This is a genomic window from bacterium, assembly GCA_037147175.1.
Classification (GTDB): domain Bacteria; phylum Cyanobacteriota; class Vampirovibrionia; order Gastranaerophilales; family UBA9971; genus UBA9971.
Map to the genome: position 1 here is coordinate 1 of JBAWVS010000066.1, position 10,342 is coordinate 10,342.

Sequence of the window (10,342 nt, forward strand, 5' to 3'; positions counted from 1 at the left end):
AGAATTAAGTTAAAAAAACTTTATCCTAATAAATTAAATTAACAATGCACTAGAAGCTAAACATGTAATATTACGAGAAATCAGTTTAAATTGGGCAAAAGGAAATATCAACGGAAAACCTGTTGTGACTGGTCTTGGGAAATTTTTGTTATTCCCAATCAGTACTTTAAAAAGTTTAATCAAAAAGGCTAATAAATAAATTAAAAAATAAAAATACTCCGGTAATTTAATGTTTTAGTCTATTATGTTACTGGAGTAATTTTTTAGTATAGTTAAGTTGATATGATAAAACCTGTTGAAGAAAAATTTATATATAAACCCGCCGTTAAGAATCATGATGCAGTGCCGATGTGGTTTTGCTTTCCTGCAACATACATGATCGGAATGTGTTCTCTTGGATATTTACACCTTTTCAGGCTTTTTGACGAAAACCCGAATATTTATCCCGAAAGAATCTTTACAGATACGGAAAAACCGCTACAAAACATTAATGATGTTGAAGTTATGGGATTTTCTGTTTCTTTTGAGTTTGATTTTTTGGGAATTTTTTCGATTCTAAAAAAAAATAACATCCCTTTCAGAGCAAAAAACAGGAGTGAAAAACATCCTCTGGTTTTTGGCGGAGGTCCTGTTTTAACCGCCAATCCTGAGCCTTTTGCCGATTTCTTTGATGTTATTATTGTCGGAGAAGGAGAAGAAGTTCTTAACGAAATGATGAATACTTACAGAGAAGTAAGAAATTTAAATAAAAAAGAACAATTATTTCATCTTTCGAAAATAGATGGTATTTATATACCTGATTTTTATGATTTTGAATATAATTCTGATTGTACAATCAGGTCTATTAATTCAAATACAAAAGACTCTCAAAAAAAAATCAATAAAAGATACATAAAAGAATTAAACAAAAGCCTTTATACACCTATACTTACCGAAAAATCAGTGTTCCCCGGAATGTTTCTTGTTGAAATTGCAAGGGGCTGCCCGAAAAGATGCCGTTTTTGTATGGCAAGTTATCTTACGCTTCCTGCGAGGTATCCTTTGTTTGAAAGCGTATTGGAAATTATAAATAAAGGTTTTGAATATTCCGACAAAATAGGACTTCTAGGTGCTTTGATTACTGAACATCCCGAGTTTGAAAATATTTGCGAACATATTTTAAAACTCAGAGAAGAAAAAGATTTTAAAATTTCTGTTTCATCACTCAGAATTGATACAATCACACCGTTGACAGTTAAAACACTTGTAAGATGCGGTCAAAAACAAACAACAATAGCTATTGAAGCAGGAAGTCAAAGGCTTAGAAATTTTATAGGCAAAAAACTTTCTGAAGAAGAGATTTTTAAAGGGGTTAAAATAGCTCATGAGAATGGTTTAACTGGATTAAAAGTCTATGGGATGATTGGTTTGCCTTCTGAAACACAGGAAGATATTGAAGAGCTTGCAAATTTGATGAAAAAACTTAAAAAAGAAAATAAAGGTTTTAACCTGACTTTAAGCGTCAGTTCTTTTGTTCCGAAAGCGCAAACACCTTTTCAGTGGGAAGTTCGACCTGATGAGAAAATTATTAACCAGAGAAGCAATTATTTAAGGAAAGAATTGAACAAAAATAAAATTTTGTACAAACCTACAAGCGTTAAATGGGATTATATACAGGCAATAATTTCACGTGGAGACAGAAGACTGTCTTGCGTGCTTGAAATGGTTTTTGAACTGGGCGGAACAATAGGAAGCTGGACAAAAGCTTATAAAGAACTTTCAGAAGAGTATAGTCTTCCTGATTTTGACTGGTACGCTAATAGAAAAAGAGATTTTATAGAAATTTCCCCATGGGCATTAATAAATACGGGAATTACCAAAGAAGCTTTAAAAAAGGAAGCATTAAATGCTTCCTTGCTTTAAGCAATGTATTTATTTGTAATTAAATCAACAGAGTAATTATAAAACGTTAATAATACCCGATAGCACTAGCCTGTTGTCATCATGGGTTTTAAATATTTTCATAATAAAATATATAACTGTTAAATTAAATAAATCGGGAATAATTTAAAAGTTGAAAATATTATTAGTGTACCCTCAATACCCTGATACCTTTTGGAGCTTTAAAAAAGCCTTGGAATATGTATCAAAAGAAGCTGCTATGCCCCCTTTGGGTCTATTAACAATAGCTTCTCTTTTGCCAAATGATTTTGAGAAAAAGCTAATAGACATGAATGTTGATAAATTAAGCGATGAAGACCTGCTGTGGGCTGATTATGTCTTTATAAGCGCTATGATAACGCAGAAAAATTCTGTTAATGCCTTGATAGAAAGATGTAAAAAACTCGGTGTTAAAACCGTAGCAGGCGGACCGCTGTTTACAAGTCTTTACGAAGAATTTCCGGATATAAATTATTTTATTTTAAATGAAGGCGAAGTAACTTTGCCGTTGTTTTTAGAAGATTTAAAAAACGGCAGTTTAAAGAAAATTTATACTTCAGATATAAAACCTGACATAACAAAATCACCAATACCTCAATGGAACTTATTAAATCTGAAAAAATATTTTAAAATGCCTATTCAATGCTCAAGGGGATGCCCTTTTGACTGTGAATTTTGTGATATAGTCAACCTAAACGGAAGAATTCCCAGATACAAGACTCCCGAACAGGTTATTCGGGAAATAGAAGCACTTTACCAAGCAGGATGGAATTTTTCAATTTTTATTGTGGATGATAATTTTATAGGAAATGCACTAAAAGCAAAAGATCTTCTAAGAGCCTTAATTGAATGGAGAAATCGTAAAAAAATCCAGATTAGGTTTATGACAGAAGTTTCTTTAAATTTAGCGGACGATGACGAATTGCTTTCTCTTATGAGAGAGGCGGGGTTTAACAGCGTGTTCATAGGTCTTGAAACACCCTCTAAAGAAGCTCTTCATGAATGCGGAAAATTCCAGAATAATAATCGTGATCCTATTTTTTCTGTCAGAAAAATTCAAAGTTATGGAATGGTTGTTTCAGGAGGTTTTATTGTCGGTTTTGACAGTGATGACTTTTCTATTTTTTCAAGACAAATTGAGTTTATTCAAAAAACAGGCATTGTTGTTGCAATGGTAGGTCTTTTGCAGGCTTTGCCGGGAACAAAACTCTATGAGCGTTTAAAAAATGAAAATCGGCTTCTTAAAGACAGTTCGGGAAATAATACTGATTTTTCGACAAATTTTCTCCCCAAAATGGATTCAACTGTTTTAGTTAATGGATATAAGAAGATAGTTTCATCAATTTATTCTCCGGAAAACTATTATGAACGAATTAAAACTTTTTTAAAATATTATAAACCTTGTGAGCCTGAGCCGTTTAATTTGAAAAATATTAATGCTCTGATTAAATCTGTATGCATATTAGGTATATTTCAAAAAAACAGGAAATATTACTGGGAAATATTATTTACCTGTTTGTATAAATACCCGAAATCCTTATCTGAAGTAATAACTATGGCTATTTTCTTTGAACATTTCAGCCTGATATTTGCTTAACCGATTATAATCTTATCGTTTTCCATCGCTGACGAGAACCAATCTTTGCAAGAATTCATAAATCTTTCACGCGAATTAACATAGAGATCTTCTGCATGAAAGTTGTCTTGAAAAACTAACAAGGATTTTTTTTCATGAGCTTTATCAAACAATTCTTTCGAATGCCATGGATGAATTGTAGGATCATTTCCGCCTGTCATAAACAAAATCGGAGCGGATTTAATTTTATGAATAACATCAACGGGGTTTTCTTTTTTTAATAAAAGATTTCCCGGACGAATGGAAAGACTTCGCCAGAGCTCAAATTTTTTAAAAGTAGGTAGAAAAGCTTCTTTTTTAAAGAAATGATTTTCGATTTTATCAAAGCTTATAGGTGCGCTTATTACGACAAGTGAGTCTATATCATTATATTTTGCAGTATGAATTATAGAAATTGCCGCCCCTAGTGAAAATCCAATCAGACCTATTTGGGAATATCTTTGTTTTGCATAATTTATAACAGTTTTTATATCCATAGATTCATTAGCAGAAAAAGTATAAAACCCTGAACTTTTTCCATGCCCTCTAAAATCAAGTGTTATTACGTCATGACTTTTGAAAAAATCCTCTGACATTGCTTTAAAAATAGTTGCATCTTTGCACATGTACCAGCCATGCGCAATTATGACCACAAAATCTCTTCCTTTATCATAATGATTAATAGCTATCTTTGTATTATCTTCCGTTTTCAGGAATATTTCCGAAAAATTTCGGGTTTTTTTCAAAAACCGCTCCTTTATTATACTGAAACGAGTTTGTTTTCAGGAAAACCGGCAAAGCCGGATTTTCCCGAAAAGCATCACTCCTAAAAGCTATAGTGCTTTCGCAAAAAATATTTCATTTCTTAATTACTTTTTCAGAACACTATAGAATAAAATTTATTTAATTTTTTTGTTTAATACATTATCTTCTTTTTTTAAGTTTTTTGACCAACTTGTTTTTGTTTAACTACGATATAATAATTCTGAAGATATTAAAAAGGTAAGAGAAGATGAAAAAAACTTTATTTAGTTTAGTCTTAATGGGATTGTTGTCAGTTATCAGTTCAACTGCATTTGCTTTTGAAATATATAGCAATATTAATACGCCTGCTACATTGTCTTTGCAAACGCCTAGAGTTACAAAATGCGGAACGGCAAGCTGTAAAATTTATTGGTTTGGTATAGTAAAATTAGGAGATTGTTCCTATCAGGCCGCTCTAAAAAATGGAAAAATGTCGCAAGTCCATCATCAAGATACACAAATAAACGGTTGGTTCTGGCTAAAAACTATAACAACAAGGGTTTATGGAGAATAAAATTTGCGTCTGTAGCTCAGTGGATAGAGTAGCGGTTTCCGAAACCGTTGGTCGTGCGTTCAAATCGCATCAGGCGCATTTTATTATATCAAGGGGTTCAGCTTTTTTGTAAATTTCGGAAATTCCATTTCGGGACAATTTCGGGACAGTTGGAAATAAAACACCACGATAAACGACAATAAAAAATAAAATGCCGACAAGGTTTTATCCCTGCCGGCATGATGTAGTTTGTTTATTTTTCTTCTCTGTAAGAGAGGTGTAATATCAATGAGTCCATTTGGTCGGTAATTTTATTGATAGCCTTAGATTCCTGATTAAAAAGATTGAGAGAAGTTAACAATTCTTCTGTTTTTATTGCATCAAAATCTAATAAACAGTTTTTTTCATCCCAAAGCCTTGTTAATAAACTTGTTACAGTTTCTATGTGCCAAGCTTTCCACTGAATTTCATTTCTTGCTTGTTCAAGTTCTTCGGCAATCTGTTGCAGGCTTTTTTCTTCTTTTTTAGTTTTTGTTAATACCGTTAATGTCATTTTGTTTTCTCCTTTGTTTTAGTACTAAATCTTTTAACTATTGCTTGACTTCTTGATGTTAATATACTAAATCTTGAGCATAAAGTCAACCGTTTTTGTATAAAGATATTTAACATTTTGTAATAAATTGAAAGCACTATGTACTATATTTGAATCATAATGTTATAATACTTACAGATACTTATAACAAAAGGAAAATTTGAAATGATAAAATGCAATTTGTCCCGTATTCTCGGAGAAAAAAGGATAACAATTAAAGAGGTTCACGAAAAAACAGGACTTTCCAGAAACACGGTTTCTAACCTTTACAATGAGAAGGCTGGTCGTGTGGATTTCGATACTTTAGAAAAATTGTGTATATGCCTGAACTGCAACATCGGAGATTTATTGGAATATGTAAAAGAAGCTTAACTTATCGCAAGTTGCGATCGGTTTCTTTCCGGCATAAACTTTATTTATAAATAACTGAAAATATTTCTAAGATATTGGAAATCAATTTTATTTTAATTTCACTGTCAATTTCATCAATTTTTAAAATTCTTTCAATTAATACTTTTTCTTGAGCTATAAGAATATTTCTATAATTTTCATTAGTTTTTATGGAAAACTCATTAATTTTTTCTAAAGAGCAAATTCTCTTTTCAATGTCATCAAATTTTTTATTCCAAAACATTTATTATTCCCTATCTTTTTAAATTAATAAGCATATTACTTTATTCAAGTATTTCATTTCAAATTTGCACTAAAACACTCAACGCACAAGCCGTTTTAAGGCATATTTAATTTTAATCAGGAGTGTTTATGCCTCCTGATTTTAGATATAAATGATAATAAGAATTTTTGTATTATTTTTGTTTTTCAAAAACATATGATTTATATTTATGAGTTTCAGAAAAAAGATTGACTTTTTGTTAATTAATGTAAATACTATAATTAATAGTACCTGCCGAGCCTCTTCAAGAATGCTAAAATTGGCGGGTCTTCTTTTTATAATGGGTTTATAGCTGGTGAATCACAAATGAAAAAATTTGATAAAAAATCTCTTGATTATAGCGAACAAATTGAACTCTTAAAAACCAGAGGTTTAATAATTGAGAATGAACAAGAAGCGATAAATTTTCTAAAATATACTAATTACTATCGTTTATCTTCCTATATGCGGCATTATCAGATAAATTCAAACCACGAGTTTAAAGAGGAGACTACCTTTAACGATATTAAAAACTTGTATTGCTTTGATAGAGAGTTGAAATATTTAACATTTAAATATATTAAACAGATAGAAATAGCTGTTAGAGCTGTTTTTTCTCATAATATGACTACAAATTATGGTTCTCATTGGTTTTATTATGATAAATGCTTCTATAATTCAAATGACCAACAGGCTTTTCTTGGGATAATAAAAAATGAAATAAAGTACAATGATAAATATAAGGAAACTTTTATAAAATATTATTACCAAAAGTATAATGAACCTGATTTACCGCCATTTTGGATGGCAATTGAAGTTTTTTCCATAGGAAATTTGTCTAAAGCCTTGTCTAAAATAAAAGATAATGACGGTAAGCAAATAGCAAAAATTTTTAACATTCCTTTCAATCTTTTAAAAAGTTGGCTTCACTCTTTAACAACTGTAAGGAATATAGCTGCTCATCATTCCAGATTATGGAATAGAAAATTTACTATTGCACCAAAAAAACACTTTAATTTTAGTTATCATACTGAATACAACCAAAATAGCTTTTACGCTCATGCAATAATCATCGAGTTTTTATTAAAGCAGATTACTCCTGATAATCAATGGAAATCTTTATTGAAAGAACTTTTTATAAAATATAAAGTTGACCCGATTAATTTAGGATTTCCAGCAGAATGGTAACATTTTAATTTAACTTATTTACACTTGTCAGAATCCCCCCGAATCGATTTTGAGGATTCTTGACGAGGGAAACATTATCAAGAGTACGTAATATGCCTTAAATCGCCTGTGAGTCATGCGGGAATTAATTTCTTATTTTCTGACATGTTCTTTATACTGTACTTGTTACAATTTTTATCAAAACCGTAAATATATTAGTTATAAATCAGCATGTTTGATTTACATTGTTTCATGGCTGTATCGTTCATGAGTAAAAAGGATTTTATAAAATGAAAAAATTTGTTGTAATTTTAATCAGCGTAATTATGTTCTTCAGTAATTCCGTTAAAGCTAATGCCATTGTATTGAATTTTGATGACATTATAAAGGGCAGAGACCTTTCTGTTTGGCAGTATTCACATATAGATGGAATTTGGGATTCTGACAAAGGTACGACATACGGCGGGCTGGACTGGAAAAATATACTTGTTGGCAATTTTGATTATAATAAGGGTAGCGAGGAAGCAAAAAATAGGGGATATGCGAAAGCTGTCATATCTGGACATTTTGCGGCTACCAATTTCCCTTTTGTGTATTCCGGAGAAGAAAGCTCTATTTCAAGTAATGAGCCTTTTACTTTTAATGGTGCGTATTTCGGTGTAGGAGTTGAAGTCAATCCTATTTACTTGAGCATAACTGCAACAAGAAATGATGATCTTTGGACAGAAACCAAAATATCAAAGTTAATTTATTGGAATGAGCCACAATACATTAATTTTGATTTTAAAAATATCAACAAATTAACTTTAACGGCTTTTTACGCAAATCCCCCCATTGCTAATATATCCAGCCTTTTTCTTATGGATGATTTTACTTTTAATGAGCCTGACAGTTATACGCCGGCAACACCTGTCCCCGAATCTTCCTCAATGCTGTTAGGGTTAATGAGCGTTGGCGGTATGCTTGGATTAAGAAAGAGAAGAAAAATTGCGAGTTAAATATTATGAATAATCAACAAGATACGGACACGGATTATTGCCAAAAATGCGGAAAGCCCAAACTTTACCCGAATAAACCTTGCCCGAATTGCAAGCATAATGAAATTTCTCTCAAAAAGGAGCCTGTTTTTTTAAAAATAATTTTAAATATTAAAAAAATATTTTTGGGATCTAAAGACAAGAAATGCAATAAAATTAATAAAGAAACTTCCTTGGTTAAAAATATTTTTGGTAATGTGAAAATTGTTCTTCTGAAAATAAAAAATAAACTTTTTCGTAAAAAAACAATTGTTTTTGTTGTAATTATTTTTTATTGCATATCACTCGAAAATAAAATTTATAATTTAAATAAAAAAATTGCAGATTTAGAATACGCACAAACTGTTATTATCGACAATATAGATAGTGCACAAAGTCTTGCTGAAGAAGCTAAAAATAGTTCTGAAGAGGCACAATCTAATGCAGAGGAAGCCAGAAATAATTCAGAAGATGCACAAAATTTAGCTACTGATGCCCAAGACAGTTCAGAGAATGCACAAAATCAAGCAGACGAAGCTCGAAATAATGCGGAGGAAGCTCAAAATTTAGCAGAAGAAGCCCAGTCAAAAGCTGATGAATTGGAGCAAACAAAAGTAGATCAATAGAGGTTGAACCCAATAAACCCCGATATTAGAAATTTATGAATAAAAAATATTCTTCAGTTTTACCCGCTGATTCAAATATGGGGTCCGAAGAGTATAAGGACAATATAACCGATATTGCAGACAATTTCAATTGTCAGATTGTTAAAAAATGTCCCCGAAAACTTAAACCATGAGAAAGTCACGGGTGTAATCGGGGACAATGATAATATAACCGATGATTCAAAGAAATTCTCTTGAAAGTAACCAGAAAGTACAAATCCCAGCCTCTCAAGAGAATAAATTTTATCTGTTGAAAGATTTTAAATGTGAAAATTCCGATGCTACTGATGCTCAGTAACTGAGCGGAAGCATCAGAACTGATAATAATATAAACGATTTTTCAGAAAAATTCAACATCGAAGGTCTTTTGATCTTGGCTATTGTTGCAAGTAATTACAGTGGAGAAAAACCTGTTATATAAATGTATAGCGTAAAATATGCTAATAGATTTGGCGAGGACTTCACTATATTGTGGAGGCACAGGTTTTTTACCATAAACTAGCTAATGTAAGATTTTTCAAAAGGCGATAACCCTTATTGGCACGTAGCTCTCGCCTGTTTTTGCGAATAACGGCCAGATAGTAATGAGGTAAAACTCAAGGAAAATTGAGTAATATACCTTTTGTCGGGTAGTAAAATATGCTATAATTATTCATATAAAAGAGTTATGGAGGTTTTAAAATGCCAGACAATCTGAACCCAAAACAAAAGGCCTTCTGTGATGAATATCTTGCTAATGGATGCAATGCAACTAAGGCTTATTTAGTCGCGTATCCTGATTGTACTTATGATTCTGCAAGAACTTTAGCGGCTAATTTGTTGGCAAATATTGGCATAAAAAAATATCTGGATGAGCGTCTCAAAGAGGTAGATAAATCAAATCTGCTTTCTATCAAGGAAATCCTTATAAAAGTTCAGGGTATTGCAGGTAATGAGAAAACGAAAGTAGCTGAAAAATTGAAGAGCTACGATTTACTGCTCAAGGCTCATGGTGCATATAAAGAAAATGTTATAAATATAAACAATGCCCCTGCTAGTAATGTTGGCCCTGAAGAAGTAAAAGCTATGATCAAGGAAATTGCCGAAGAAACCAGAAAAAAATTTGAAATAAAGAAAAACGAAGCTGAGTATCAAGCTAAATGCAAAAAATGGGGTGTATAAATCCTTTGATTTTAATAACGGAAAGTTATTTATACAAGCCGTTTTAAGCGATTTTAAATAATACCGGCTTATGTTTCTATCCCGAAATCTTCGCAAAATCCCAAAATTTCTTCTTTATCTTTTGGAATTTCAAATTTTTTATCAATTTTCGCTACAGCTTCAGCTATCAATTTTTTCATGTCTTCTTCAGCAAGATTAATAGTAAGACCAATGCACAAGCAGCTAATTTTTAAGAATTTGGAGTAATTTGCAATAAT

The 10,342-nt window shown here is 31.4% G+C and carries 12 protein-coding genes and 1 tRNA gene; 9 read left to right on the forward strand and 4 right to left on the reverse strand.

The window, feature by feature from the left end:
* Positions 1-282 precede the first annotated feature (282 nt).
* Together WCG23_12045 and WCG23_12050 are read left to right on the forward strand one after the other, a co-directional pair.
* Positions 283-1,902 carry a radical SAM protein gene (locus WCG23_12045; protein MEI8390599.1) on the forward strand — a complete coding sequence of 540 codons (1,620 nt, stop codon included), beginning with the start codon at positions 283-285 and terminating at the stop codon, positions 1,900-1,902.
* A gap of 151 nt (positions 1,903-2,053) precedes the next feature.
* Positions 2,054-3,517 (forward strand): radical SAM protein, encoded by a 1,464-nt coding sequence (locus WCG23_12050; GenBank protein ID MEI8390600.1) that lies wholly within the window; start codon positions 2,054-2,056, stop codon positions 3,515-3,517.
* On the opposite strand, the gene WCG23_12055 is transcribed toward WCG23_12050, so the two are convergent.
* A complete protein-coding gene (locus WCG23_12055; GenBank protein MEI8390601.1) occupies positions 3,514-4,281 on the reverse strand; it encodes an alpha/beta fold hydrolase in 768 nt (255 codons plus the stop codon). The two genes, WCG23_12050 and WCG23_12055, sit on opposite strands and share 4 nt — an antisense overlap.
* A gap of 266 nt (positions 4,282-4,547) precedes the next feature.
* Between WCG23_12055 and WCG23_12060 the strand changes: the two genes are divergently transcribed.
* Both WCG23_12060 and WCG23_12065 read left to right on the forward strand, forming a co-directional pair.
* Positions 4,548-4,853: a TRL domain-containing protein gene (locus WCG23_12060; protein ID MEI8390602.1), complete on the forward strand. Its 306-nt coding sequence runs from the start codon at positions 4,548-4,550 to the stop codon at positions 4,851-4,853.
* Positions 4,854-4,858: 5 nt separating this feature from the next.
* Positions 4,859-4,931: transfer RNA gene (locus WCG23_12065), tRNA-Arg, on the forward strand.
* A 154-nt stretch (positions 4,932-5,085) separates the two neighbouring features.
* Here WCG23_12065 and WCG23_12070 read toward each other — a convergent pair.
* Entirely contained in the window at positions 5,086-5,385 is a 300-nt protein-coding gene (locus tag WCG23_12070) for a hypothetical protein (GenBank protein MEI8390603.1), read from the reverse strand.
* A gap of 204 nt (positions 5,386-5,589) precedes the next feature.
* On the opposite strand from WCG23_12070, the gene WCG23_12075 reads away from it, so the two are divergent.
* Positions 5,590-5,796 (forward strand): helix-turn-helix transcriptional regulator, encoded by a 207-nt coding sequence (locus WCG23_12075; GenBank protein MEI8390604.1) that lies wholly within the window; start codon positions 5,590-5,592, stop codon positions 5,794-5,796.
* A 40-nt stretch (positions 5,797-5,836) separates the two neighbouring features.
* Here the strand turns inward: WCG23_12075 and WCG23_12080 are convergent, their stop codons facing one another.
* A complete protein-coding gene (locus tag WCG23_12080) occupies positions 5,837-6,058 on the reverse strand; it encodes a hypothetical protein (protein ID MEI8390605.1) in 222 nt (73 codons plus the stop codon).
* Between the two features lie 345 nt (positions 6,059-6,403).
* On the opposite strand from WCG23_12080, the gene WCG23_12085 reads away from it, so the two are divergent.
* From WCG23_12085 to WCG23_12100, 4 genes are all read left to right on the forward strand, one after another.
* Positions 6,404-7,264, forward strand: coding sequence for an Abi family protein (locus WCG23_12085; GenBank protein MEI8390606.1), 861 nt, complete (start codon positions 6,404-6,406; stop codon positions 7,262-7,264).
* 269 nt (positions 7,265-7,533) lie between these two features.
* Complete coding sequence (locus WCG23_12090) at positions 7,534-8,241, forward strand: PEP-CTERM sorting domain-containing protein (protein ID MEI8390607.1); 708 nt, start codon at positions 7,534-7,536, stop codon at positions 8,239-8,241.
* 164 nt (positions 8,242-8,405) lie between these two features.
* Entirely contained in the window at positions 8,406-8,885 is a 480-nt protein-coding gene (locus tag WCG23_12095; protein MEI8390608.1) for a hypothetical protein, read from the forward strand.
* Positions 8,886-9,605: 720 nt separating this feature from the next.
* A complete protein-coding gene (locus WCG23_12100) occupies positions 9,606-10,085 on the forward strand; it encodes a terminase small subunit (GenBank protein ID MEI8390609.1) in 480 nt (159 codons plus the stop codon).
* Positions 10,086-10,153: 68 nt separating this feature from the next.
* Here WCG23_12100 and WCG23_12105 read toward each other — a convergent pair.
* A partial coding sequence (locus tag WCG23_12105) for a hypothetical protein (GenBank protein ID MEI8390610.1) occupies positions 10,154-10,342 on the reverse strand: 189 nt, incomplete at its 5' end.

Coding starts and splice junctions, on each gene's coding strand:
- WCG23_12045 (MEI8390599.1), top strand. CDS start 283: ATGATAAAACCTGTTGAAGAAAAATTTATATATAAACCCGCCGTTAAG.
- WCG23_12060 (MEI8390602.1), top strand. CDS start 4,548: ATGAAAAAAACTTTATTTAGTTTAGTCTTAATGGGATTGTTGTCAGTT.
- WCG23_12070 (MEI8390603.1), bottom strand. CDS start 5,385: ATGACATTAACGGTATTAACAAAAACTAAAAAAGAAGAAAAAAGCCTG.
- WCG23_12075 (MEI8390604.1), top strand. CDS start 5,590: ATGATAAAATGCAATTTGTCCCGTATTCTCGGAGAAAAAAGGATAACA.
- WCG23_12080 (MEI8390605.1), bottom strand. CDS start 6,058: ATGTTTTGGAATAAAAAATTTGATGACATTGAAAAGAGAATTTGCTCT.
- WCG23_12085 (MEI8390606.1), top strand. CDS start 6,404: ATGAAAAAATTTGATAAAAAATCTCTTGATTATAGCGAACAAATTGAA.
- WCG23_12090 (MEI8390607.1), top strand. CDS start 7,534: ATGAAAAAATTTGTTGTAATTTTAATCAGCGTAATTATGTTCTTCAGT.
- WCG23_12100 (MEI8390609.1), top strand. CDS start 9,606: ATGCCAGACAATCTGAACCCAAAACAAAAGGCCTTCTGTGATGAATAT.